Annotated in this window: 26 protein-coding genes and 1 riboswitch; of the genes, 12 read left to right on the top strand and 14 right to left on the bottom strand. The window is 64.9% G+C overall.

Annotated elements, in window-relative coordinates; genetic code table 11:
• The first annotated feature begins 13 nt into the window (after positions 1-13).
• Together J1C56_RS10875 and J1C56_RS10870 are read left to right on the top strand one after the other, a co-directional pair.
• A complete protein-coding gene (locus tag J1C56_RS10875; RefSeq protein WP_214388907.1) occupies positions 14-400 on the top strand; it encodes a MerR family transcriptional regulator in 387 nt (128 codons plus the stop codon).
• Between the two features lie 87 nt (positions 401-487).
• The gene (locus J1C56_RS10870) at positions 488-1276 is read left to right on the top strand and encodes a CPBP family intramembrane glutamic endopeptidase (protein ID WP_246591309.1); all 789 of its coding nucleotides are present in this window, start codon (positions 488-490) and stop codon (positions 1274-1276) included.
• On the opposite strand, the gene J1C56_RS10865 is transcribed toward J1C56_RS10870, so the two are convergent.
• Entirely contained in the window at positions 1273-1749 is a 477-nt protein-coding gene (locus J1C56_RS10865) for a methyltransferase family protein (protein WP_214388905.1), read from the bottom strand. The two genes, J1C56_RS10870 and J1C56_RS10865, sit on opposite strands and share 4 nt — an antisense overlap.
• A complete protein-coding gene (locus J1C56_RS10860; protein ID WP_214388903.1) occupies positions 1746-2744 on the bottom strand; it encodes an acetyltransferase domain-containing protein in 999 nt (332 codons plus the stop codon). Before J1C56_RS10860 ends, J1C56_RS10865 begins: the two co-directional genes overlap by 4 nt.
• Positions 2745-2866: 122 nt before the next feature.
• Here J1C56_RS10860 and J1C56_RS10855 point away from each other — a divergent pair, with 122 nt between their 5' ends.
• The 5 genes from J1C56_RS10855 to cobO all read left to right on the top strand — a co-directional run bounded on the left by J1C56_RS10855 (position 2867) and on the right by cobO (position 5947).
• Positions 2867-3556, top strand: coding sequence for a gamma-glutamylcyclotransferase (locus J1C56_RS10855; RefSeq protein ID WP_214388901.1), 690 nt, complete (start codon positions 2867-2869; stop codon positions 3554-3556).
• 67 nt (positions 3557-3623) lie between these two features.
• Positions 3624-3820: riboswitch (cobalamin riboswitch) on the top strand.
• A 35-nt stretch (positions 3821-3855) separates the two neighbouring features.
• Positions 3856-4032: a CbtB domain-containing protein gene (locus J1C56_RS10850; RefSeq protein WP_067960811.1), complete on the top strand. Its 177-nt coding sequence runs from the start codon at positions 3856-3858 to the stop codon at positions 4030-4032.
• Between the two features lie 16 nt (positions 4033-4048).
• Positions 4049-4828 carry a CbtA family protein gene (locus J1C56_RS10845; protein ID WP_214388899.1) on the top strand — a complete coding sequence of 260 codons (780 nt, stop codon included), beginning with the start codon at positions 4049-4051 and terminating at the stop codon, positions 4826-4828.
• Positions 4821-5330: a bifunctional adenosylcobinamide kinase/adenosylcobinamide-phosphate guanylyltransferase gene (gene cobU, locus J1C56_RS10840; RefSeq protein ID WP_214388897.1), complete on the top strand. Its 510-nt coding sequence runs from the start codon at positions 4821-4823 to the stop codon at positions 5328-5330. The genes J1C56_RS10845 and cobU overlap by 8 nt, the downstream gene beginning before the upstream one ends.
• Complete coding sequence (gene cobO / locus J1C56_RS10835; protein WP_214390209.1) at positions 5330-5947, top strand: cob(I)yrinic acid a,c-diamide adenosyltransferase; 618 nt, start codon at positions 5330-5332, stop codon at positions 5945-5947. The genes cobU and cobO overlap by 1 nt, the downstream gene beginning before the upstream one ends.
• A 13-nt stretch (positions 5948-5960) precedes the next feature.
• Here the strand turns inward: cobO and cbiB are convergent, their stop codons facing one another.
• Positions 5961-6926, bottom strand: a complete 966-nt coding sequence (gene cbiB, locus J1C56_RS10830) for an adenosylcobinamide-phosphate synthase CbiB (protein ID WP_214388895.1) — start codon at positions 6924-6926, stop codon at positions 5961-5963.
• On the opposite strand from cbiB, the gene cobD reads away from it, so the two are divergent.
• Positions 6925-7983 carry a threonine-phosphate decarboxylase CobD gene (gene cobD / locus J1C56_RS10825; protein WP_214388894.1) on the top strand — a complete coding sequence of 353 codons (1059 nt, stop codon included), beginning with the start codon at positions 6925-6927 and terminating at the stop codon, positions 7981-7983. The genes cbiB and cobD overlap by 2 nt on opposite strands.
• Positions 7980-8483 carry a tyrosine phosphatase family protein gene (locus tag J1C56_RS10820; RefSeq protein WP_214388892.1) on the top strand — a complete coding sequence of 168 codons (504 nt, stop codon included), beginning with the start codon at positions 7980-7982 and terminating at the stop codon, positions 8481-8483. Before cobD ends, J1C56_RS10820 begins: the two co-directional genes overlap by 4 nt.
• Positions 8484-8761: 278 nt before the next feature.
• On the opposite strand, the gene J1C56_RS10815 is transcribed toward J1C56_RS10820, so the two are convergent.
• From J1C56_RS10815 to J1C56_RS10790, 6 genes are all read right to left on the bottom strand, one after another.
• Entirely contained in the window at positions 8762-9565 is an 804-nt protein-coding gene (locus tag J1C56_RS10815; protein WP_214388890.1) for a creatininase family protein, read from the bottom strand.
• 70 nt (positions 9566-9635) lie between these two features.
• Positions 9636-12080 carry a GcvT family protein gene (locus J1C56_RS10810; protein WP_214388888.1) on the bottom strand — a complete coding sequence of 815 codons (2445 nt, stop codon included), beginning with the start codon at positions 12078-12080 and terminating at the stop codon, positions 9636-9638.
• Positions 12077-13258: a pyridoxal phosphate-dependent aminotransferase gene (locus J1C56_RS10805; RefSeq protein ID WP_214388886.1), complete on the bottom strand. Its 1182-nt coding sequence runs from the start codon at positions 13256-13258 to the stop codon at positions 12077-12079. Before J1C56_RS10805 ends, J1C56_RS10810 begins: the two co-directional genes overlap by 4 nt.
• A 1-nt stretch (position 13259) precedes the next feature.
• Entirely contained in the window at positions 13260-13946 is a 687-nt protein-coding gene (locus J1C56_RS10800; protein ID WP_214388884.1) for an HAD-IA family hydrolase, read from the bottom strand.
• Entirely contained in the window at positions 13946-16399 is a 2454-nt protein-coding gene (locus tag J1C56_RS10795) for a GcvT family protein (RefSeq protein WP_214388882.1), read from the bottom strand. The genes J1C56_RS10800 and J1C56_RS10795 overlap by 1 nt, the downstream gene beginning before the upstream one ends.
• Before the next feature lie 20 nt (positions 16400-16419).
• A complete protein-coding gene (locus J1C56_RS10790; protein WP_214390207.1) occupies positions 16420-16962 on the bottom strand; it encodes a helix-turn-helix domain-containing protein in 543 nt (180 codons plus the stop codon).
• A 233-nt stretch (positions 16963-17195) separates the two neighbouring features.
• Here J1C56_RS10790 and J1C56_RS10785 point away from each other — a divergent pair, with 233 nt between their 5' ends.
• Entirely contained in the window at positions 17196-17906 is a 711-nt protein-coding gene (locus J1C56_RS10785) for a nitroreductase (RefSeq protein ID WP_214388874.1), read from the top strand.
• Between the two features lie 182 nt (positions 17907-18088).
• Here the strand turns inward: J1C56_RS10785 and J1C56_RS10780 are convergent, their stop codons facing one another.
• Entirely contained in the window at positions 18089-18574 is a 486-nt protein-coding gene (locus tag J1C56_RS10780) for an SRPBCC family protein (protein WP_214388872.1), read from the bottom strand.
• A gap of 88 nt (positions 18575-18662) precedes the next feature.
• Positions 18663-19565, bottom strand: coding sequence for a LysR family transcriptional regulator (locus tag J1C56_RS10775; RefSeq protein WP_214388871.1), 903 nt, complete (start codon positions 19563-19565; stop codon positions 18663-18665).
• A gap of 83 nt (positions 19566-19648) precedes the next feature.
• On the opposite strand from J1C56_RS10775, the gene J1C56_RS10770 reads away from it, so the two are divergent.
• Positions 19649-20122, top strand: a complete 474-nt coding sequence (locus tag J1C56_RS10770) for a DMT family transporter (protein WP_214388869.1) — start codon at positions 19649-19651, stop codon at positions 20120-20122.
• A gap of 22 nt (positions 20123-20144) precedes the next feature.
• Positions 20145-20558, top strand: a complete 414-nt coding sequence (locus J1C56_RS10765) for a VOC family protein (protein ID WP_214388867.1) — start codon at positions 20145-20147, stop codon at positions 20556-20558.
• Here J1C56_RS10765 and soxG read toward each other — a convergent pair.
• The 3 genes from soxG to J1C56_RS10750 are packed head-to-tail and all read right to left on the bottom strand — an operon-like array spanning position 20551 to position 24423.
• Complete coding sequence (gene soxG, locus J1C56_RS10760) at positions 20551-21138, bottom strand: sarcosine oxidase subunit gamma family protein (RefSeq protein ID WP_214388865.1); 588 nt, start codon at positions 21136-21138, stop codon at positions 20551-20553. The genes J1C56_RS10765 and soxG overlap by 8 nt on opposite strands.
• Entirely contained in the window at positions 21131-24127 is a 2997-nt protein-coding gene (locus J1C56_RS10755; protein ID WP_214388863.1) for a sarcosine oxidase subunit alpha, read from the bottom strand. The genes soxG and J1C56_RS10755 overlap by 8 nt, the downstream gene beginning before the upstream one ends.
• Complete coding sequence (locus J1C56_RS10750) at positions 24124-24423, bottom strand: sarcosine oxidase subunit delta (protein ID WP_214388861.1); 300 nt, start codon at positions 24421-24423, stop codon at positions 24124-24126. The genes J1C56_RS10755 and J1C56_RS10750 overlap by 4 nt, the downstream gene beginning before the upstream one ends.
• Positions 24424-24427 lie beyond the last annotated feature (4 nt).

The following is a 24427-nucleotide window of genomic DNA, read 5'->3' as shown; positions in this document are numbered from 1 at the left end:
GGGTGGAGGGACGATGCGGGAATATTATTCGATCACCGAACTGACCCGCGAATTCGACATTTCGACACGAACGCTGCGGTTTTATGAAGACGAGGGGCTGGTGCAGCCCGTACGCCGCGGCCGCACCCGGCTGTTCCGCCCGTCTGACCGGCAGCTCATACGCCAGATCATGCGCGGCAAGCGGCTCGGTTTCTCGATCAACGAGATTCGCGAGATCATCCAGATGTATCGCGAGCCGCCCGGCGAGGTCGGTCAGCTCAAGCTGATGATCAAACGCATCGAGGAAAAGCGCGAGGATCTGCGCCAGAAGCGCCGCGACCTCGAGGAAACGTTGGCCGAACTGGACCAGGCAGAGGAATCCTGCGTCGAACGTCTGGTCGAGCTCGGCGTCAACACCTGACAGCCGATCGGGTCATCCGACATGGCGGTGGCCGGACTCAATAGCTGCATTGTGGTATGGTTGGCTGCCCCTCGGGAGTGGCTTTCGATGCTCATCAGGATGGTTCGCGACTGGCCGGTCGTAAGTTTCGTGGTGCTGACATTCGCGATCACCTGGATCGTTTTTATCCCGTTTTATCAGGCTGGCGGCGAAGCCATCGCCTGGTTCACATTCGGGCCGTTCGTCGCGGCCATTGTCATTTCGGCCATCCTGGGCGGCTGGCCGAAGGTTCGAGCCCTGCTTGCCTCGGTGGCGAAATGGCGGGTGCCACCAGTGTGGTACCTCGTGGCGATTGGCATGCCGGTGGCGGTGCAACTGCTCGCGATCTGGCTGAACCCTTTGTTCGGCTCTGCCCCACCAAATTGGGCGAACGTGCCTGCGATTGCGGAAATCGCCGTCATGGTGGCGCTGCTGCTGGTTTTCAGCGGTCCGCTTGGCGAGGAACCAGGATGGCGGGGATTTGCACTGCCCGCGTTGCTGGGCGAGCGCGCGGCGCTGAATGCCAGTCTTGTGCTCGGGATGATCTGGACGGCCTGGCACTTGCCGCTGGTTTTGCTGAATGACTACAGCATTTCCAGCGCGCTCCACGTCATGGCTGCGGCGGTGGTGTTCACGTGGCTGTATCAAAATTCCGCGGGCAGCGTGCTGCCGGCAATCCTCATGCACGCATCGCACCAGAACAGCGTCCGGTTTTTAGGGCGCGTGTTTGAGGGCAGCGATGCGGTCCAGCATCAGTGGATCGGCCTGATTTTGTGGCTGGCATTCGCCGTGGCGATCGTCGCGATATACGGAACAAGCAGTTTCCGTCGAAGCGAAGCTACCGCCGTCACGGGTTAGATCCAGCGCCGGACCTTCTTCGAATAATCGATGTATTTCTTGCCGAAACGGGCCTGCAGGTGCTTTTCCTCTGGCACGATGGCGAGCTTTTGCGTGGCAAAGGCGGCAATGAGCGCCAACGCCAGGAACCAGACATTCGCCGTGATCAGGCCGATGGCGATCATCAGCAGCGTGTTGGCGAAATAGATCGGGTTGCGGGTGAAGGAGAAGGCGCCCGACGTCACCAGATGTTCGGACGGCCGGTCGGGGCGGATGGTGGTCTTGGCGCGCTTCAGCGTCTGCATGGCCGAATAATAGATCGCAACGACGCCGGCCACCGCCAGCCAACCGGCTGCAAAAAGCAGATCCGACAGGGGTTCGGTGATCCACGGCAAGGGATAGAGCAGCCCGAGAACCGCCGCCACCACGATCGCGGCGAGGTAGAGGATCGGCGGCCATGGCACCCTGCTGGGGGCGGCGTTGAGATCTGTCACTGCGCTCCTCCTGGTATCGTCTGGCTGTCGGTGTTGGCCGTGCACATCGCGGCGGTCTGCGCGACATGCGCCCTGAGCTCGGGGCTCTGGTCGGTGGCATAGAGCCGATCGAACGAATCATCCTTCTGCAGCTCGTCGAGCATGCAGACACAGTAGCGCGAGCAGAAATCGGTGTCGCGGCTCTGCTCGCACGAAACCTGGCACGATTTGAGGAAGGTGACTTCGCGGGTTTCGACAGGAGCGGGAAAGACCTGGGCGAAGAGCCAGACCAGCGAGATCATCAACGGCTGGTGGATGAGGTAGAACGCAAGGCTGTGTCGACCGAAGAAGGAGAGGGGCTGCGACCAGGCGCCGGGCTGCAGCCGCGCCATTTTTTCGATCAGGCCTGCCCTGAGCGCGAGTCCGGCGACGCCGATGCCGGCCAATACGGCGCCGAAGAAAGGAAACAGCGGGACGAAATCGTTGGAGCGTGGGTTGGCGGTGGAAAGTCCGATCCAGACCAGTGCAGGGTGATTGAACGCCTCCGAGCGCAGGTACTGGGGTGCTACGACCACCAGAGCGGCGGCGACTAGCGTCAGCACCGGCGGGACGCGCAGGAAGGCGAGGCCAAGCACGCTGGCGAGCGCGATATGGTGCAGGATGCCGAAGAAGATGAAGGTGTCGGGCGTGGCGAACCAGGTTGCGATGGTGATCGCCAGCGCAGCAGCCGCCACCATGGCGAGCCGCCTGAAATAGCCGGGCCAGCGGATGCCCTTGGCGTGCGCCAGCACCAGGCTGACGCCGACGAGGAACAGGAAGCTCGAGGCGATGCAGCGCGCGAACAGCTTCCAGTTGCCATAGGCGGTCATGCCCGGGTCGGCATAGCCGAAGAATTCGAGGTCCCAGGCGAAATGGTAGATCGCCATGGCGATGAGGGCCACGCCGCGTGCGATGTCGATGACCGATACACGCCGCGAAGGGGCTTTTATCTGGTCGGGGCTCGGTTGCATCGTCATGGTTGTTCGCTTCGGCGTTTTCGGGTGTTGCAGCGCCCATGCAGCACTATCATGGTTGAAGCGGGGCGGAAGAGAGCAGAACTGTCTGTCGTGCACAGGGTTAAGCAATTGATGGGGCGGGGATGACCGGACGAAAGATGGCGCTGACCGAAGAACTGGTGGCGCGTTGCCATCGCGAGGTTGCCGATACGGGCCCTGATCCCGATGCCATGCATCTCGACGACGCCGACTATGAGGCGATGATCGATGAGACGCTTGCCGCGCATCCCGACAATGGACCGCTATGGCTGTTCGCCTACGGTTCGCTGATCTGGAAGCCCGAGGTGGAGCACACCGATGAAAGGGTGGCGCTGGCGCGCGGCTGGCACCGGTCGTTCTGCATCAGCATGAACCGATGGCGCGCAACGAAAGAACAGCCCGGACTGATGATGGGCATGGATCGCGGCGGCCAGTGCAAGGGCGTGGCGCTCAGGCTGACGGACGGCGACCGGCGCGAGCAGCTCGACAAGCTGTTTCGCCGCGAGATGACGCTGAAGCCCTCGACCTACAAGCCGCGCTGGCTGAACCTCGCTACCGACGAGGGGCCATTGACAGCGCTCGCCTTCGTCATCAACCGCCAAGGCCACGCCTATGCCGGCGCGCTCGGCGAGGACGAGGTGGTCGAGCGGCTGGCGACGACCTGCGGCCATTGGGGTTCTGCGGCGGATTACCTCTACAATGTGGTCAAGAACCTCGAAGAACGGGCCATCCACGACCGGCATCTGTGGCGGCTGCAGCATCTGGTGGCCGAGCGAATCGTTGCGCGCGGCTGACCGCCAGAACGCCGCATTCGCGCCGTCTGGCGTCGGAATTTGGTTTGCCGCCCAATGCATTTGTTTCTATAGTTGCGGCGTCGTCGGTTCCGTTACGGAATCAAGAGGGAATGCGGTAAGGGCCTGTTGGAGGCCCGAAGCCGTGGCTGCCCCCGCAACTGTATGCGGCTAGCTCTCCCCAAATGCCACTGAAGCTTGCTTCGGGAAGGCGGGGAAGGGTGTCGATCCGCAAGCCAGGAGACCTGCCGGCGACAGGCACTTATCTCTGTGCCCTCGGGTGGAGGGCGAAAGGACTTACGATGAACACTGTTTCTGCTCTCGGCACCGACGTCTCTTCGCAGTCGCGTAGCATGCAGCTCGCACTTGCCGCGCTGCTCGGCCTTTTTGTTGTTGGCTTCCTCGGGTTCTCGCATATGGACGTGGTGCACAACGCTGCCCACGACTATCGCCACTCGATGGCTTTCCCCTGCCACTAACCAAGGCGATCCAATCATGTCGATCTTCAGAAACGTCGTGTTCATCGCGGCGATCAGCGGCCTATTGGCCGGCGTGGTCCTTGCCGCACTCCAGACCTATGCAACCGATCCACTAATCTTCAAGGCGGAGACATATGAGAATGCCGGCGGCGGCCATGAGCATGCCGCTGCTGCGCCAGCGGCTGGCACCGAGGCCACAACGCCGGCAGCCGGCACCGAAGCCGCGGCACCCGCGGCGGCTCCCGCTGAAGAAGAGGCAGAGGCCTGGGCTCCCGCCGACGGCGCCGAGCGTTTTGCCTATTCGGCGCTGGCCAACATCGTCAGTGGCATCGCTTTCGCCTTGATCCTTGTCGCCGTTTCCGAATTCGCCGGTGGCATCGCCAACTGGCGCCAGGGCGTGTTCTGGGGGTTCGCCGGCTTTGCGGTGTTCACGCTTGCGCCGGGCCTTGGCCTGCCACCGGAACTGCCGGCCATGCCGGCGGCCGATCTCGTGTCGCGCCAAATCTGGTGGAGCTCGACGGTGGTTGCAACGGCTGTGGGTCTTGCGCTGATTGCCTTCCGGCAGTCGCTGCCGCTCGCCATCCTTGGCGTGGCGCTGATCGTTGCGCCGCACATCGTTGGTGCGCCGCAGCCCGAAAGCCACGACTCGCCGATCCCCGCCGACCTGCACCACAGCTTCGTCGTCGCCGTCACCATCACCAATCTGGTGTTCTGGATCGTGCTTGGCGCGGCAGTCGGCATGGTGCGCAATCGCTTCATGGGTGCGACGCCAGCGCTGCAAGGCCGCCTTGCCTGAGAAGCTGACCTTCCTGCTCGGTGGCGCGCGCTCCGGCAAGAGCGCGCATGCCGAGCGGCTCATCACGCAGTTTCCTGCGCCGTGGACGTATATCGCCACGGCGCAGGCCTATGACGACGAGATGCGCGAGCGCATTTCGATCCATCGCGGCCGCCGCGGCGAGGGCTGGCGAACGCTCGACGCGCCACTCGATCTGGTGGGCGCGCTTGGCAGCGTGCCCGATGGCGAACCGGTGCTGGTCGACTGCCTGACACTCTGGCTTACCAATCATCTGCTGGCCGATCATGACGTCGAGGCCGAATGTGCGGCGCTCGTCGAGGTGCTGTCGCGTCCGCGCGGGCCGTGGTTCGTGGTCTCCAACGAGGTCGGGCTCGGCATTGTGCCCGACAATGCACTGGCCCGCCGTTTTCGTGACGATGCCGGCAGGCTCAATCAGAAGGTGGCGGCGGTGGCCGGCGAGGTGCTGTTTCTGGTCGCCGGCCTGCCGATGAAGGTGAAATGATGAAGACGATCGACGAACGGGAAGCCGAACGCCACCGCGCCAAGATGGCCAAGCGCAAGGCGGTGCAGGATGCCGAGGTCGCCGGCAAGACCATCGTCGAGAAGGGCCTGCTGGTCGTCAACACAGGTCCCGGCAAGGGCAAGTCGACGGCGGCCTTTGGTCTGGCGTTGCGCATGCTCGGCTACGGTCAGCGGGTCGGAGTGGTGCAGTTCATCAAAGGCGCCTGGCATTCTGGCGAGCAGGACGCTTTCGCCGCATTCGGCGATCGTGCCGTCTGGCACACGATGGGTGAAGGATTCACCTGGGAGACGCAGGATATCAAGCGCGACATCGCCGCTGCCGAAGCAGCCTGGGCAAAGGCACAGGAACTGCTGGCCGACCCGACAATTTCGCTTGTCGTGCTCGACGAGCTCAACATCGCGCTGCGCTATGACTATCTCGATCTGGATGCAGTCGTCGCGACGTTGAAGAACCGTCGCGAGGGGCTGCATGTCGTCGTCACCGGCCGCAACGCCAAGCCGGCGCTGGTCGAGGCAGCCGATCTTGTGACCGAGATGGGCGCGACCAAGCACCATTTTGCAGCTGGCGTGAAGGCGCAGAAGGGTATCGAGTTCTGAGCGCCTGTGGCGGTCAGAACCAGAAGATGAAAGCGATCAGCCCGAGAGTGCCGACCATCAGCGCATCGGCCGTCCAATAGAGCCGGAGTGCGGCGCGGATATCGGCCGCAGTAGCTTCACGGCGTCCGCCATCGCCCATGAGGGCGTCGTCGACCATGACGCCACCATAGGCACGCGGGCCGGCCAAGGCGAGGCCCAGAGCGCCGGCCATCGCCGCTTCCGGCCAGCCGGCATTGGGGGAGCGGTGCTTTTTCGCATCGCGCCAGACTGCCTGCCATGCGCTGTGCGGGTCGGCGCCAGGGACGAGGAACGCGGCGAGCACGATGGCAAGTGCGGTCAGGCGCGAGGCCGGCAGGTTGATGAGGTCGTCGAAACGGGCGGCGGCCCGGCCAAAGGCTTGGTGGCGGCTGGTGCGATGACCGATCATCGAATCGGCGGTGTTGGCGGCCTTGTAGGCGGCACCGCCGGCGAAGCCGAAGACGGCGAGCCAGAAAGCGGGAGCGGTGATGCCGTCGGAGAAGTTTTCGGCCAGGCTTTCGATGGCGGCGCGGCTGACGCCTGCTTCGTCGAGGCGCTCAGGGTCGCGGCCGACGATCTGCGACACCGCCTTGCGGCCGGCAATGATACCGCCGCTGTCGAGCGCGTCGGCGACCGCCTTCACATGGCTGCCGAGGCTGCGCTGGGCGACGAGGCTGGAAGCGGCGATGGCGGTCAGGAGCATGCCGAAGGGCAGCAAACCGAAAAGGCGCTCCATGGCGAAGGCGATTGTGGCGGGCACTGTGACGATGACCGCAAGAGCAACCACGCCCAGAAAACGGCGCCTGGCGTCGGTATCGGTGGCGCGGTTGAGGCGGTCGTCGAGAAAGGATATCAGCTTGCCGATCCAGATCACCGGGTGGCCGATGGCACGCACCAGCCGATCCGGGTAACCGAGACCGAGTTCGAACAGAAGCGACAGGAAGGCGAGCGGAAAAGACATGACGCTTCTTGCAGGACGTAGGACAGGGACCGTGGACCACGGCGGCAGCCTGGAACGGGCGAGGGCGCTGTTTCCGGGAGCGCCCGAGCCATTCGTCGACCTGTCGACCGGGATTAATCCAAACTCCTATCCGCTTTTCGAGCTGCCTGCCACAGCCTTGTCGCGCCTGCCCGAGCCGGGCCGGGCGCGCGACCTCGCAGCGGTTGCCGCCACTGCCTATGGCGCACCCTCGGCGGCCAATGTGGTGCCGGCGCCGGGCACGCAGATTCTGCTGCCGCGCATCGCCTCGCTGGTGCGGCCGGGCCGCGCCTTCGTGCTCGGGCCGACCTATCAGGAGCATGCGCGGGCGGCGGCGATCGCCGGTCACCAGGTTGCGGAAGTGCGCTCGTTCGAGCGGCTTGCCGAAGCCGACCTCGCGGTGGTGGTCAATCCGAACAATCCTGACGGTCGCGTTGTCTCCCGTGCCGACCTCCTCGGCCTTGCCGAGAAGCTGCGCGCCAAGGGCGGGCTGCTGGTCGTCGACGAGGCGTTCATGGATGTCGGCCCGCAGGCGCAGAGCCTTGCCGGCGACGTCGAGCAGGGTGGCCTCGTGGTGCTGCGCTCCTTCGGCAAGTTCTACGGGCTGGCCGGCATCCGTCTCGGCTTCGCGCTGGCCCACCCAGATATCGCCGGTCGACTGGAGGAGGAACTGGGGCCTTGGTCGGTGGCCGTGCCGTCGCTCGAATACGGCGTCAAGGCACTGTCGGATGCGGACTGGCAGCGTGAGATGCGGACAACGCTGGCGCATGCCGCGCATCGTCTCGACCAGGCCTTTGCCCGCGCCGGTGTGATCGTTACCGGTGGCACGTCGCTGTTCCGTCATGTCGACATCCCCGACGCCGCCGGCCTGTTCAAGGCGCTGGGGCGCGAGGGCATACTGGTGCGCAGCTTTGCCGACCGGCCGACGCAGTTGCGCTGCGGCCTGCCGGGCACCGAGATCGAGTGGCGGCGGCTTGACATTGCGCTTGGCGACTGGGCGCAGGACCGGCAGCCCGTCGGCGAGGGAGCTGTGTCTTGATCTACGTCAGCCCGCTTTCCAGGATTGAAGATACGGTTCGGCGTGTTGGCGCCGAGCGCCTGATTTCGCTGCTGTCGGTTGGGACCGAGATGGTACGGCCCGTGGCCATCCGGGCCGAAAACCATCTGTTGATGAACATGCACGACATCGCTGCCCCGCAAGACGGCATGACACTGCCTGGCGAGGCGCATGTGCGGCAGCTGCTGGACTTCGCCCGTGCCTGGGACCGCTCGCGGCCGCTGGCGATCAATTGCTGGGCTGGCGTGAGCAGGTCGACGGCGTCCGCCTACATCATAGCGGCGGCATTCGATCCGTCGCGCGACGAGACGGAGCTTGCCCTGCTGTTGCGGAGGCTTTCCCCGACGGCGACGCCCAATCCACGGCTGATTGCGGTGGCAGACCAGATTCTGGGACGCAACGGGCGGATGGTCGCTGCTATCGCTGCGATTGGGCGTGGCGCCGACTGTTTCGAGGGCGTGCCGTTCGGGCTGGAGCTTTAGAGCAGCGAGGGTCAGCCTGGCCGGTCGTGCGGCCTTCGAGGCTCGCCCGCCGATCACTGCGCGCGACAGGTGCAGGTTGTGCGGGCTCGCACCTCAAGATGAGGGCTGTCGTGCGTCGTCCCACAACTGCAGTCAAAGCTGAAGTTTAGCTGCGCTGGGAACGGTCACCGTCCCGGGCGAATGGTGGCCTGGCGCTGCCGGTCCTCATCCTGAAGTGCGAGCCTGCACGACGTTGTCGTTGAGCCGCTGTCCTCGCTGGGCGAGCCTCAAAGGACGCGCTACGCCAGCCACTCGGCCAGCTTGGCCTTGCGGATGTCTTGCAACAACTGGATGAAGCCCTGGGCCTGATGCGCCGCGGTCAGGCGGCCTTTTTCCACCGTCGCAATAGCGGCATTGCCGACCACGCCGTGCGGGTTGAGGTCGCTCGCGATCCACGAGAAGCCATGTGGGCCATGCGAGCGCAGCAGGTCGAATTCGGCCTCGGTACGCTCGAAGCTGGAGGCAAAGTCCTGGGCCCTGGCCATGTCGACCAGTTCAGGGCGGAAGTGCAGCATCAGCGACGTCTCGACATCGCCGCCGTGGATGCCGAGCTGGATTTCGCGGGCAGAATAGAGGCCGTCGGGCGTGCCGAAGCGGCCCCAGCTCGAGCGCACCGACAGGGCACCGAAATGCACGCGCAATTCGCGCGAGACGATGCCCATCACCTCTTCGTTGCCGCCATGCGAGGTGACGAACACGAACTTGCGGATGCCGGCGCGGGCGATCGAGGCGCCGAGTTCGGTCCAGGCGTCGACCAGCATGTTGGCGGGCAGGCTGAGCGTGCCGGGTGTCTGGATGTGCTCGTCGGACTTGCCGACTGCCTGGATCGGCAGGAAGCGGGCATCGAGATCGTCGGGCAGGCGGGCGAAGGTCTCGGCCAGCATGCCTTCCATGATGGCGAGATCGGTGGACACAGGCAGATGCGGGCCGTGCTGTTCGATGGCCGCGACTGGGATGACGGCGATCGTCGCTTCCGGATCGAGAGCGGTGAAATCGGCCGCCTTGAAGTCGCCCCACCAGACGCGTCGCTGTTTTTTCGTCACTGCCCGGCCTCGCCGCATGAAATTCGCCTCCGACTGAATATGTCAGCACGGGCGATTTTGTAAGGGGCGCCTACATGCGCACGCGTTCGGCCTTGGGATCGTACATCGGCTTCAGAGATGCCTCTGCCGCGAAACGCTCGCCGGCGATCTCGATCTCGTAGCGGGAACCGAGCACGTCCGCCTCGGTCTCGTTGGCGCATGGCACGTAGCCGAGACCGATGGCGCCGCCAAGATGATGGCCATAATTGCCTGATGTGATCGTGCCGACGATCTCGCCGTCGCGCACGATAGCTTCATTGTGGAAGAGCAATGGCTCAGCGTTGGTGAGCCGGAACTGGACCAGCCGGCGGGCGAGACCGGCGTCGCGCTTGCGCAGCACCGCATCGCGGCCGATGAATTCGCCCTTGCCCGATTTCACCGCAAAACCGAGCCCGGCTTCCAGCACATGGTCCTCGTCGGTGATGTCGTGGCCGAAGTGCCGAAAAGCCTTTTCGATGCGGCAGGAATCGAGCGTGTGCAAGCCGCACAGTTTCAGGCTGAGATCGGCGCCGGCTTCCTCGATCGCTTCGAATACATGCGCCGCCTGGTCGGTCGACACATAAAGCTCCCAGCCGAGTTCGCCGACATAGGTGACGCGATGGGCACGTGCGAGGCCCATGCCGATCTCGACTTCCTGCCAGCTGCCGAATGGGTTGTTTTCATTGGAGAAATCGTTGGGGCTGACCTTCTGGATCAGCTCACGCGACTTCGGACCCATCAGGCAGAGCGCCGATTCTGCTGCGGTTACATCAGTGATTACGACGAATTCGTCGTTGAGATGCTTGCGGAACCAGGCGAGGTCGCGCTGGAGCGTGGCGCCGGGCACGACTGCCAGGAAGGCCGTTGGCGAAAGACGCGTGACCGTCAGGTCGCTCTCGATACCGCCGCGCTCGTTGAGCATCTGGGTGTAGACGATTTTTCCTGGTTCAACGTCCATGTCGTTGGCACAGAGGCGCTGCAGATAGGCCAGCGCATCGCGGCCTTCGATCCTGATCTTGCCGAAAGAGGTCATGTCGAACAGGCCGACGCCGTTGCGGACGGCGAGATGCTCGTCGCGCTGGTTGTCGAACCAGTTCTGCCGCTTCCAGGAGTATCTGTATTCGCGTTCCTGACCTTCGCGGGCAAACCAGTTGGCGCGCTCCCAGCCGGCGACTTCGCCGAACACGGCGCCGCGCGCCTTCAGATGCTCGTGCAGCGGCGAACGCCTGATGTTCCGCGATGTCGCCATCTGGCGATAGGGGAAATGGTCGGCATAGAGCAGGCCGAGCGTCTCCGAGACGCGCTCCTTGAGATAGCGGCGGTTCTTCTGGAACGGCTGGGCGCGGCGGATATCGACCTCCCAGAGGTCGAACGGCGCCTCGCTATCATGGATCCACTGCGCCAGCGCCATGCCGGCGCCGCCTGACGAGACGATGCCGATGGAGTTGTAGCCGGCGGCGACCCAGTAGCCACCGACTTCAGGCGCCTCGCCGAGATAATAGCGGTCGTCGGGGGTGAAGCTCTCGGGGCCGTTGAAGAAGGTGTGGATGCCAGCGGTTTCCAGCATCGGCATCCGGTTGACGCCCATTTCCAGGATCGGCGCGAAATGGTCCATGTCCTCGGGCAACTGGTCGAAACAGAAATCCTCGCGGATGCCGTCCATGCCCCAGGGTTTTGCGACCGGCTCGAAGGCGCCGAGCATCATCTTGCCGGCGTCTTCCTTGTAGTAAGCGCACTCGTCGGGCACGCGCAGCACCGGCAGGCGGCCGAGGCCGGGAACAGCCTCCGTGACGAGGTAGAAATGCTCGCAGGCGTGCAGCGGGATGGTAACGCCGTTCCGGGCGCCAAGCTCGCGCGCCCACATGCCGGCGCAGTTGACGACGATGTCGGTCTCGATGGTCCCCTGTTCGCCGCCTTGCGCCCATGACACGCCGGAGACGCGGCCGTCCTTGGTATGGACCTTGGTGACCTTGACGTTTTCGATGATCCTGGCGCCGCGCTGGCGTGCTCCCTTGGCCAAGGCCATGGCGATGTTGGCCGGATCGCACTGGCCGTCGAGCGGCAGGTGCACGGCGCCGACCACGTCGGACACATTGAGATGCGGGTACATCTCCTTGACTTCATTTGGCGAAATCTCGCGCACGTCGACATTGAAGGCGCGCGCCAGCGACGCCTGGCGGTAGATCTCGTGCTTGCGCTCCTCGGTCAGAGCCACAGTGATCGAGCCGACCTGGCGCATGCCGGTGGCGACGCCCGTCTCTTCCTCGAGCTTGACGTAGAGATCGGCGGAGTATTTCGCCAGCCTTGTCATGTTCTGCGAGGCGCGCAGCTGCCCGATCAATCCCGCCGCGTGCCATGTCGTGCCTGATGTGAGCTGCTTGCGCTCCAGAAGCACGATGTCGGTCCAGCCGAGCTTCGCCAGATGGTAGGCGACAGAGCAGCCTGACACCCCGCCGCCGATGATGACGGCGCGGGCACGGGCGGGGATTTCGGTCATGCGGCTGTTCTCTCGTAGCTGTTGGCGAAGCGCCTCAGGCGGCCGGCGGCCTCCCTCAACACGTCGTCGGGCTGGCACAGGCTGATGCGGATGTGGCCTGCGGCAGCGTCACCGAAGCTGACACCCGGCATGACCGCGACCTTTTCCGCCTCGAGCAGGTCCCAGGCGAATTTTTCGCAGTCGGGCTCGATGGCGCTGACATCGAGCATGACATACATGCCGCCTTCCGAGCCGCGCACGGTGACGTTGTTCAGCCCGCGCATCTGGTCGATGAACAGCGTGCGGCGGCCGGCATAGGTGCTTGCTATCTGCTCGACGCCGAAATCGTTTTCGAGCGCCTCGATCGCCGCGCGGCTGACGAAGTCGGTCAGGCCATAGGTGGTGACGAGGTTGAGGTTGATGACCAGCGAGATGAGATCGGCGGGGGCAGTGAGCCAGCCGATGCGCCAGCCGGTCATGCCGTGGCTCTTGGACATCGAGTTGATGATGAGCGTGCGCTCGGCCATGCCGGGCAGAGCCCGCGGCGACACATGCTCGCCGCCGCCGAGCGTCCAGTAGACCTCGTCGGAGAGCAGCCAGAGATCGCGGCGGATGCAGAGCTCGGCGATCTCCTCCAGGCATTTCCTGGAATAGACAGCCCCGGTCGGGTTGTTGGGCGTGTTGATCAGGATCGAGCGCGTGTTGGGCTTCAGTGCCTTCTCGATCTCCGCGGCACGCGGCTGGAAGCCGTCGGCGGCGTGGGCCTCGACGACGGTGTAGCTGGCACCGGCGGCGCGGAACGTACCGGGGTAGGTGGCATAATAGGGCGCCACGACCACGGCGTGGTCGCCCGGATCATGCGTTGCCTGGACCGCGGCGTAGAGCGCCGCCTGGCCGCCCGGCGTGGCGATGATTTCGGAAAGTGCGGTGTCGACGCCGGTGCAGCGCGTGGAGATCCTGGCCATGGCGGCACGCAGACGCGGCAGGCCGGGCAGTTGCGTGTAGTGGTGGAAGCCAGCGCGCACGGCGTCGACGCAGGCCTCGACAGTTTCAGCCGGCGTGTCGAAGTCGTGGTCGCCGACCGACAGCATGATGATGTCTTCGCCGGCCTGCTTTCGCGTCATGGCGGCGAAATGCACTTCCCAGCCGTCCTTGCCCGAGGGAACGATGCCGGAGATGCGGGAGGATGGTTTCGGCATCTCAGGCTCCCGCTTCCTGCAAGGCCGCCAGGCGGGCGAGCGTCAGCCTGCTGGCGCCGTCGAGCCGGGGCGTAAGCGACCCGTAGCCAGGAACCGAAGGGTGCGGGGTGCCGCCGGCATGGTTGTGCGTGGCGGTAATGACCAGCACATGCGCGCCAGCAGCCTGCGCCGCGCGAATGCCGGCCGGCGCATCCTCGAACACCAGGCAGTCCTCCGCCTTGTGGCCAAGCCGCTGGGCGCCGAGCAGGAAGCAGTCGGGAGCAGGCTTGCCGTTGGCGACGTCCTCGCCGGTGACCATGATTGGAGGGACAGGCAAGCCGGCGGCTTCGAGCCTGCGGAGCGCCAGCCGGCGCGGTGCCGAGGTCACGATCGCCCAGCGCTCGACCGGCAGGGCGTTGAGGAAGTGTGCTGCGCCATGAATGGGTTCGATGCCCTCGACGTCGTCGAATTCGGCCTGGGTCAGCTCCTCGATCTCGGTCATCAGGTCGATGCCGGGAAGGTTCAGTCTGGAAATGGTTTCGAACGCCCGGACGCCATGGATGGTCGGCAGGAAGCTCTCCACGTCGAGGCCATGCTTGATCGCCCAGGCGGTCCAGACGCGTTCAGTCGAGGCGATCGAGCTCAGGATGGTGCCGTCCATGTCGAACATGAAGGCGCCAAAGCCTCGATTGGAAAAGGGAGGTGTCATTAGGAGCGCAGCCTTTCGTTTTCGGGATCCCACAAGGGTCTATCCTGCTGGACCGTGGCGCTGAAGCGCTCCCCGAAAATCTCGACTTCGATGGGTGCGCCCGGCACGGCCAGATCGGCACGCAGCATGCCCAGCGCGATCGATTTGTCCACCCTGTGGCCCCAGCCTCCTGACGTGGTCTCACCGACAATCTGGCCATTGTGCCAGAGCGTCGACATATAGGGCGCGTCGCATTCGCCCGGATTGTCGATGACAAGCGTGACGAAACGCTTCGAAACGCCCTGCTGCTTTTCGCTGAGCAAGGCTGCCTTGCCGCGGAAGTCGGGCTTGTCCCATTTGACGAAGCGTTCGAGCCCGCCCTGCAGGATGGTGTAGTCGGTTGAAAGGTCGCCCTTCCAGGCGCGGTAGCCTTTTTCCAGCCGCAGGCTGTCCAGCGCGAACATGCCGAAGGGTTTCAGGCCATGTGCCTGGCCGGCGGCCCAGACCGCGTCGAATACCGTCTTTGTGTCGGCAACCCTGGTGTGGATTTCCCAGCCGAGCTCGCCGGCGAAGGACACGCGCACCAGCTTGGCCCAGCGTCCGGCGATGTCGGTTTCCTGATGCGTCAGCCAGGGTGCCGAGAGGTCTGCCTCGCAGACTGCGGCCAGGATCTTCCGCGCATTGGGTCCGGCGAGGATTTGCGTCGAATATTCCTCGGTGCGGTCGATGAGCTTGAAGGTGGCGTCGGCAGGCATGTGCGACTTCAGCCATTCGAAGTCGTGCCATTGGGCGACGGCGGCGGTTATCAACGTCATCAGGTCTTCGGAATGGCGGACCACCGACATCTCAGTGACGATGCGGCCGTGATCGTCGGCGAAATAGCACAGCCCGATGCGGCCGACCTTGGGCACCGTGCCGGTGACTTGCGTCTCAAGCCATGCGGCAGCACCTGGGCCGTCGAGGTTGAAACGCGAGAAGCCGGGCAGGTCGAGGATGCCGGCGGCATCGCGGACGGCGAGGCATTCCTCGCGGATGCGCTGCTCCCAGGGGCCGGAACGGGCGAAGGTCTGGGTCGATTGTTCCGAGGTGTCGTCGCCGGGCCGGGCATACCAGGTGGCGCGCTCCCAGCCATTATAGGCGTTGAACTGCGCGCCGAGGGCGGCGATACGGTCGTGGATGGGCGAGAGCTTGCGGTTACGCGCCGCCGGCCAGGCGTGGCGCGGGAAGTGGATGGCGTATTCGTGGCCGTAGACCTCCATGCCCTTGGCGACAGCGTAGTCGGGCGCTGAGGCAAACGAAGTGAAACGGCGCGGGTCGCAGGACCACATGTCCCACTCGGTTTCGCCCTGGGTGACCCACTCGGCCAGCACCTTGCCGGCGCCGCCGGCCTGGGCGATGCCGAAGGTGAAGACGCAGGCCTCGAAGGCGTTGGGCACGCCGGGCATCGGGCCGATCATCGGGTTGCCGTCGGGCGCGTAGGGGATGGGGCCGTTGATGATCTTGGACAGGCCGGCGGTGCCAAGGATGGGCACCCGGCGGACGGCATCGTCGAGATACCATTCCAGCCGCTCGAGATCGTCGGGATAGAGCTGGAAGGAGAAATCGTCGGGCATCCGGTCGTCAGGCGTTGCCCAATGAGCGCGGCAATTGCGCTCGTACGGGCCGAGATTCATGCCGTTCTTCTCCTGGCGGAGATAGTAGGAGCTGTCGACGTCGCGCAGCAGCGGCAGTTTCTTGCCTGCTTCCCGCGACCATGCGGCGAGCTCGGGGATCTCGTCGAACAGGATGTACTGGTGGCTCATCACCATCATCGGCACGTCGCGGCCAAACATCTTTCCGACCTCGCCGGCGCGATAGCCTGCAGCGTTGACCACTTTTTCGCAGCGGATCTCGCCCTGCTCGGTCGAGACCACCCATTCGTCCTTGTCGCGATGGACCGAAATCACCGGGCAGAAACGGACGATCTTCGCGCCCATGTCGCGCGCGCCCTTGGCCAGCGCCTGGGTCAACTGCGCCGGGTCGATGTCGCCGTCGCTGGGATCGTAGAGCGCGCCCTTCAAGTCGTGTGTCTCGACGAAGGGGTAGCGGCGCCTGATCTCGTCGAGGCCGATGACGTCGATGTCCATGCCCTGGTAGCGGCCCATGCCCTTGGCGCGCTGGAACTCCTGCATGCGCTCCCTGGTGTGGGCGAGGCGGATCGAGCCCGTGACGTGGTAGTTCATCGGGTAGTCGACCTCGGCCGCGAGCCCGCGATAGAGCTCGGTCGAATAGCGCTGCATGTTCATCAGCGACCAGGACGAGGAGAAGGTGGGCACGTTGCCGGCGGCATGCCAGGTCGAACCTGAGGTCAGCTCGTTCTTTTCGAGCAGCACGCAATCGGTCCAGCCTGCCTTGGCGAGGTGATAGAGCGAGGAAACGCCAACCGCGCCTCCACCGATGATCACCACGCGTGCCGTGCTCGGCAATTCCGCCATGTGTTCCTCCCAAAACGCGATCAGTAGACCGGCGGTGCCACGACCCAGATGACCACTGCCGGCACTGAACCCGGGTTTCGCCACCGGAATGGCTTGTGGTCGAAGCGGAAACTGTCGCCTTCGCCCAGGCTGTGCCAGGTGCCGTCGATCTCGATGTCGAAGCCGCCCGACACGACGTAGCCTGCCTCTTCGGTGGGGCGCGTCACCGGCTTGGCCATGCCGGCGCCCGGCGCGAAGATCGAGCGCAGCATCTCGAAGCTGCCACCGAGGTCGGGCGACAACAGTTCTTCGACCAGCCCGGATTCGTTGCTGCCGAGCGTACGCCGCCGGCCGGAGCGGACAACGACGCCACGCTCGACCTCAACAGGGGCTTCATGCGCAAAGAACAGGCTGATCGGCACGCCGAACAGTTCGGCAAAGGCCCTGAGATCGCCGATCGAGGGCGTCGACAGGCCGCGCTCGACCTGGCTGACCCAACCCACCGAGCGGCCAAGCTTGAGGGCGATCTCGGCCAGCGTCAGTCCGCGCGACTTGCGCAACGCGCGCAGGTCGTTGGCGAGCACATCGCCGGCGACGTCGCTTTCCTTGCGCAATGAGGCGGTAGCGTTACGGCTCAAGATCCGGCCTTCATGAAATTTCATCCACGAATTTCATGAGATGGTATCTTCGTGAAATTTTCAAGGGCTTTTTCATGGTCCAGCAAGTTTTGCTTGCGGGACTCTTGGCGACGGTGCAAAGGCTGGCCTCACGGGAGGCGGGGGCCGTTTCGAACACTATCGAAGCCAAGGGACCGTAAATGCTGGCACCTGAGCAAAAGCCGCTCGAACTGACTGACACCGAAATCGTCGACGAAGCGATTGTATCGCGGCGTTCGGTGCGCGCTTTCCTGCCGACTCCAGTCGAAGACAGCGTCATCAGAGACATTCTCGACGTTGCCGCGCGTGCGCCGTCAGGCACGAACATGCAGCCCTGGAAGGTCTATGTGACCTCGGGCGAGACGCTGCGCGGCATCGGCGACGCCATCCTGAATTCCGGCGTGCGCGCAGAAAAGGCCGTCTGGGACGAGTACAAATATTACCCCGACCAGTTCTTCGAGCCCTATCTCGGGCGTCGCCGCGCCAATGGCTTCGGACTCTACAGCACGCTCGGCATCGGTCGCCGCGACGTCGATCGGATGCGGGCCCAGCATGACCGCAACTTCGTCTTCTTCGATGCGCCCGTCGGCATGATCTTCACCATCGACCGCCGGCTCAACCAGGGCTCGTGGATCGACTATGGCATGTTCCTGCAGAACATCATGATCGCGGCGCGGGCGAGGGGGCTGCACACCTGCCCGCAGGCGGCGTTCGCACCCTACCACCGCCAGATCCGGCCGGTGCTCGGCATTCCGGAAGAAGAGGTCGTGGTCTGCGGCATGGCACTGGGCCACGAGGACACCAGCAAGCCGGAAAGCACGTTCCGCACCGACCGCGCGCCGCTCGACGAGTGGGTGCAATTCCTGAAATAGGTCAGTCGGGACAATGCCGGCGCCGCAAGCAGCGCCGGCAGGGATTGATCAGGCAGTCGGGCCGCTAGCCCTTGGGCGAGGCAAGTGGCTTCCGCGTTGTGGGGGCGGCCTTACGTTCTCGTCGACGCCTTCCACGCGGAATGATCGCGCCGAGATGCGGCTATATCTGTCGAACAAGGCGATCAGGCTTTGCCGGCCTTTCGCTCGGCGAGATAACGGCGCAGGCCGGCTTCGCCGCGCGGCGTTGTCCAGCGATGGTTCCAGGCGAAGGCGGGTCGGAGCAGCGGCGACAGCAGGCGCAGGATCGGCCGCTCGACGATGACCTGCCAGGTGAGCGCGACATGCGTGCCCGTGCCTGCAGGCGTGAGCACGGCGCGCCAAAGGCCGTCGAAATCGCCTGAGGTCCTGACCGCCACGACCTTGCCCGGCTCGAGTTCAACCGCTTCGAGGATGAAGTTCAACTCGTAGGGCAGAAAACCCCGGGCACGCGCGCGGACCTTGGCACCGACTGCCGGCTTGTCATGGGAGGTCAGTTTTTCCACGTTCTTGTAGACATCGCCCCACCATTTCGGCAGCAGCGTCGCATCGGCGAGCACGTCCCAAACCTGTTGCGGTAATGCTCCGGGGATTTCCCAAACTTCATCGAAGTGGAACGCGTTGCTGGCCATGACGCGGTGCCGATACCGATTTGCAGCTGCCATTCAAGCGGCAAACGATTTTAGTTCATCGGCGCCTTTTCGGCTACGGAAACTGCCGTCAGCCTTCGAACAGGCCTGAAATCGTCTCACGCAGCCATTGATGCGCGGTGTCGCCGTTGCGCCGCTGGTGCCATATCTGCTCGAAGGCGAACGATGGTATCGCAAATGGCGGATCGAAGGCGGCGAGACCGACCGCTGCCGGCACTGACGGATGCAGGCGCCGCGCGATGGTCAGCACCAGGTCGGTTCCGGCGACCAGCCCGGGGGCGACGCCCCAATGCGGCAGCACCAGCGCAATGCGCCGCTTGTGCCCGGCAGCCGCCAACGCCATGTCGACCTCGCTTTCGACATCGGCGCGGAGGGCAACGAGTGCATGGGGCCGTTCGAGATAGGCGGGAAGATCCAATCCGGCCGCTCCGCCTAGCGACGTGGCGTCGGCCAGGCAGGCGTAATCTTCCTCGAACAGCCGCTGCCGCCGGACGGCCTTGTCGAGCGTTTGGAAAACGCCGATCGCGATGTCGAGCTCCCCGTCCATGACCTGTGCGGCCATGGCTTCACGGCCGGCCTGGCTGACATGGAGGTCGATACTTGGCGCCTGGTGGCGCAACAACGGTAGCAGGCGCGGCAGCACGACAGTTGCGCCATAGTCGGACATTGCGAGGCGGAAGCTGCGGTGTGCGGTGGCCGGGTCGAAACCGCTCGGGGCGAGCAGGTCGTGCATGCGTTCCAGCGCCTCGGCGAGCCGGGGAGCAATTTCCAGGGCGCGCATTGTCGGCTGAAGCGCGCCACCGTGGCGGACCAGCAACGGATCGTCCAGCAGATGGCGGAGACGGCCAAGCGCGTGACTGATCGCCGGCTGGCTCTTGTTCAGTCGGACAGCGGCGCGCGAGACATGGCGCTCCGCAAGAAGCGCGTCGAGCACGACGAGGAGGTTGAGGTCGATGCCAGCAAGATTATTCATCTTGTGCATATTGCGGGTATGAATTGTGAATTTCCATCAGAATTTCGGATGTCCTACGCCTTGGGAAAACAAGGAGACGTGTCATGCCGAATCTAGGTTCATCCCTGCTCGCCGCAGCGCTGGTCGCTGGTGCCGCCATCCCGTTTCAGGCCGGCGCCAACGCCATGCTCGGGCGGCTGCTCGGCCATCCGCTCTGGGCCACGATGGTCTCGCTGGCCGTCAGCGTGGCCCTGGCCGTGCCTGTCATGCTGGCGTTCAAGGTGCCGGTGCCTGCCTTCGCGACTGCTGCTGCTTCCGGGCCCTGGTGGATATGGATCGGCGGCGCCGCGGGCGTTGTCTATGTCACGGCGGCGCTGCTGCTCGCGCCGAAGATGGGGGCGGCGAGCTTCATCGTTGCCGTCATCGGCGGGCAGATGATGGCGTCGCTCGTCATCGACCATTTCGGATTGATGGGGTTCGTGCAGCGCCCGGCCGGTCTCGCCAGGGTTGCCGGTCTGGTGCTGATCGCTGTTGGGCTCGTCGTCACCCAGTGGGCAAGTGCTGCTGAGGCAGGTTAGGCTCGACCCAGGGAGAGTGACCATGAAACAGAACGTCGTCCTGCGCGTGGCGCGACCCACGAACGATCTCGAGGCCATCGTCCGTTTCTACCGCGACGGCCTTGGCCTCGACGAACTCGCCCGCTTCGAAAACCACGACGGTTTCGATGGCGTGATGCTCGGCAAGCCGGGCGAAGCACATCATTTCGAGTTCACCCGCGCCCATGGCCACGATGCCGGCAGGGCGCCGACGAAAGACAATCTCGTCGTGTTCTATTTGCCCGACGCCGACGACTGGCAGGCGGCGATCGCGCGCATGAAGGCGCATGGCCATCAGCCGGTGCCGTCCTTCAATCCCTATTGGGACAGGCGCGGCGTGACCTTCGAGGACGGCGACGGCTACCGCGTCGTGCTGCAGAATGCCGCCTGGGGCGCGCCCTCAGCCGGCGTCACCTGACCTCGTAGCCGACTTCATCAGATGCATGGCACAGCATCTTCCAGAACGAGCGGGCGAAGGAGCGGAAGACATAGAGGTCGAAGCTGTCGGGGCCGCTGCGCTGGATCTGGGTGAAGACGTCGTGGTGGGTGGTCGAGATGCCGGAACCCTGGGGAAAGGCGGCCAAAGCAAAGTCGACGGCAAAAAGCTTTGCCAGCACCCATTCCGATTTCGGGCCGCCAATTCGGATCGCCGTGCGTCCATGCGACAGGTCGGTGATCGTGCCGATCGCCGCGGTGACCTTGCCGGCAAAGGCTGTGGCAAGTCCTTCCGAAGCGTCTGATACCAGGAACTTTCCGGGGGCAAATCCGAAGGCAGTATAGCGCTCGGACGACGCGCCGGTGCCCGCACCGTCGGCCAGCTTGAGGCCGGTGACGGAACCGATCGTTGCCATCAGCTTTTTCTCCTCGCCCGGCCAGGCGGCAAGCTGGACAATCGAGCCGGGTGCGATCTCGGACAAGGTTACGCCGACGCCATCGACGAAATTGCCATGCGAGCCGGGCCGGAATACCGGTTCGAGCGGTGAAAGCTGCTCAACCATGCATGCGCTTCCCTTCAGGATCGAAGAAGTGGTGGCTGACGATTTCCACCGGGCCGAAGCGGTTGCGCAACGGGTCGGAAACGTGAGCACGCTTGCCATGGCGCGCCTTGCCGCCCGAGACCAGCGCAAGTGCTATGTACTTGCCGAGCGCCGGCGAGAAGCAGGCGGCGGTGATATGGCCGAGCGATCCGTGCGGATTGGCGGTATCGACCTCTTCAACGATGTGCGCGCCGCCGCTGAGCGGGCGGTTGTCGAGTGAAATCAGGCCGACGAGTTCGAGCCTGCCCGAGGCGGAAAGTCCCTCGCGGTCCATCATGGCCGAGCCGATGAAGGGCTTTTTCTTGGACAGCATCCAGCCGAGATGGAGGTCGCGCGCCGAGGTGCGGCCGTCGATCTCGGCACCGGTGACGTGGCCTTTTTCGATGCGCATCGTGCCCAGGGCCTCGAGCCCATAGGGAACCATGCCAAAAGGCTTGCCGGCCTCGATCAGCGCTTCCCAGACATGGGTGCCGTGGCCGGCGCCGGAATAGACCTCGAAGGCCATCTCGCCGGAGAAGGAGAGCCGGCAGATCATGACTGGCGCGCCTGCGATCTCACCATGGACAATGCCCATGAAGGGCAGGGCCTCGTTGTCGACCCTGGTGCCGGTGACACAGGAGGCGAGGATTTCGCGCGCCCTCGGTCCGCCGATCGCCGCACCAGCCCACTGGTCGGTGACGGAGGTGAGGTGCACCTTGAGGTCAGGCCAGACGACATCGAGAAAATATTCGAGATGCTGCATGACCTTGCCGGCATTGGCTGTGGTCGTGGTCATCAGGAAATCGTGCTCGCCGAGCCGCCAGGTGGTGCCGTCGTCGAAGACTAGGCCGTCCTCGCGCAGCATCAGGCCGTAGCGCGCCTTGCCGACGGGCAAGGTCGAAAAGACGTTGGAATAGACGCGGTCGAGGAACTCGGCGGCATCCGGCCCCTGGACGGCGATCTTGCCGAGCGTCGAGACGTCGACGATGCCGGCTGTTTCGCGGGTCGCTCCCGCTTCCCTGACATAGGCCTGCTCGATCGTCTCGCCGGGACCGCCATAGATCATCGGGCGGAACCACAGGCCGGCCGAATACATCGTCGCGCCGTTCTCCAGGTGCCAGTCATGCATCGGGGTCAGCCGGTCAGGCTTGAGGTCGCCGAAGCGCTCGGCGGCAAGCGCGCCGACGGAGACGGGTGCGTATGGCGGGCGGAAGCGCGTCGTGCCGACCTCGGGGATCGGCTTGCCCAGGGCTTCGGCCATGATGGCAAGGCCGGGCACGTTGGAGCCCTTGCCCTGGTCGGTCGCCATGCCGAGGGTGGTGTAGCGCTTGAGATGCTCGACCGAGACGAAACCTTCGAGGTGGGCGAGGCGGACATCGTCGGCCGTCACGTCGTGCTGGAAGTCGACGAAGGCCTTGCCCTTGGCCTTGATCTCGAAGACCGGCGCCGGGTTGGGGTCGAGCGGCGCGGGTTCGACGTCGGGCAGGGTGGTGGTTTCGAGTGCCGGCTGGCCCGCAGCCTTGCGACCGGCGGCGAAACCCTCGGAGATGGCTTCGGCTGTCGAGAACGTGCCGTTGAAGGCGCCGGCGCCGATCCAGCCCTTGCCGGCTTCGGGTGGCAGGAAGGCCTGCAGGTCGTCGCTCCAGAGCGGCCGCGCACCGGCCTGGCTGGCGAGGTGGATAGTCGGCGACCAGCCGCCCGAAACGACCAGGCAATCGGCGCCGATGTCGCGTGCGTTGCCCTTGGAAACACCTGATGCGGCGGAGAACGGGGCCAGCTTGACGCCGGACAGCTTCTTGCCGCCTTCGGTGCCGATCACTGCATGGCCGGTCAACAATTCAGCGCCGGCCTCGGTGGCAAGCTTGCGGCAGGCCGCGGAGACGTCGGGGCGCAGGTCGGCGATGGCGACGATCCTGGCTCCAGCCTTGGCGAGCGCTACGGCTGCGCGATAGGCGCTGTCGTTGTTGGCCAGAACGGCGATCTTCTCGCCCGGCAGCACGCCGTACTGATTGGCATAGCGCATCGCGGCGCTGGCCATCATCACGCCCGGCCGGTCGTTGCCGGGGAAAACCAGCGGCCGTTCGAAGGCGCCGGTGGCGAGCACGACGCTTTTTGCCCGGATGGTCCAGTGGCGGTGGCGCGGCGCGCCCCTGGCGGGCGCATCCTTGTGGTCGCCGACACGCTCGATGGCGGCAAGCGTATTGCCGTCATAGTAGCCCCAGACTGTGGTGCGCTTGAGCAGGCGGACATTGCCGTGGGCCTTGAGCTCGCCGACGACGTCGGAGGCCCAGGTTGCGGCGGGCTCGCCATCGATCTTCTCGCCCGACCAGTTGGCCGAGCCGCCGAAGCATGGATCGAGCTCAGCCAAGATGACCCGGGCGCCCGACTGGGCAGCCTCGAGGGCGGCGGCAAGGCCGGCGGGCCCGGAGCCGACGACAAGCACGTCGCAGAAGGCGTTCATGCGCTCATAGCGCGACGGATCGGGCGCGTGGCCGGCGCGGCCGAGGCCGGCGGCGCGGCGGATGATCTTTTCGCAGAGCATCCAGAAGCGGGTGCCCTTGAGCGGGCCGATCAGCGGACCCATGAAGGTCTTGTAGTAGAAGCCGGCGGAGATGAACTTGCCACCGAGCTGGTTGATGGCGCTGACGTCGTAGGCGAGCGAGGGAAAGCGGTTCTGGCTGACGGCGGTGAGGCCGTCATGGATCTCGACCATCGTCGCGGGAATGTTCGGCTCGCGGACCTCGCCGCGCAGCACCGTCACCAGGGCGTTCGGCTCATCGACGCCAGCGGTCAGCACCCCGCGCGGGCGGTGGTACTTGAATGAGCGGCCAAACAGCGAAACGCCATTGGCAAGCAGAGCCGAGGCCAGCGTGTCGCCCTGGTGGCCGGTATAGGCCGTGCCATCGAAGATAAAGCGGATGGTGCGCAGCCTGTCGATACGGCCGCCCGAGGGTGTGCGGCGCGGGCTCATGCCTTGGCTCCTGGCTTGCGGCGACCATGCGCGGGCGCGCCATGCTCACGTGCAAAGCGCACGCTTGAGATTTCGTGGGTAAGCGTGTCGCGGACGACAGCGAGATGGGCGCGGCAGCCGCCGGCATGCTGCCAGATCTCGTTGTGGAGGCCCGCCGGGTTCAGACGGTCATAGACGTAGGCGTTCCACGCCTCGGGATCGGTCGAAGCAGGATCGGGGCGGGTGCGGTTGCCGTCGCCCTGATAGGCGAATTCCGAGACGTCGCGCGGGCCGCAATAGGGGCAGGTGATCAACATGACA

This window comes from Aminobacter anthyllidis (assembly GCF_018555685.1).
Classification (GTDB): domain Bacteria; phylum Pseudomonadota; class Alphaproteobacteria; order Rhizobiales; family Rhizobiaceae; genus Aminobacter; species Aminobacter anthyllidis.
Note: the sequence above shows the minus strand (reverse complement) of the source record. Positions and strands in the feature narration are given on the sequence as shown.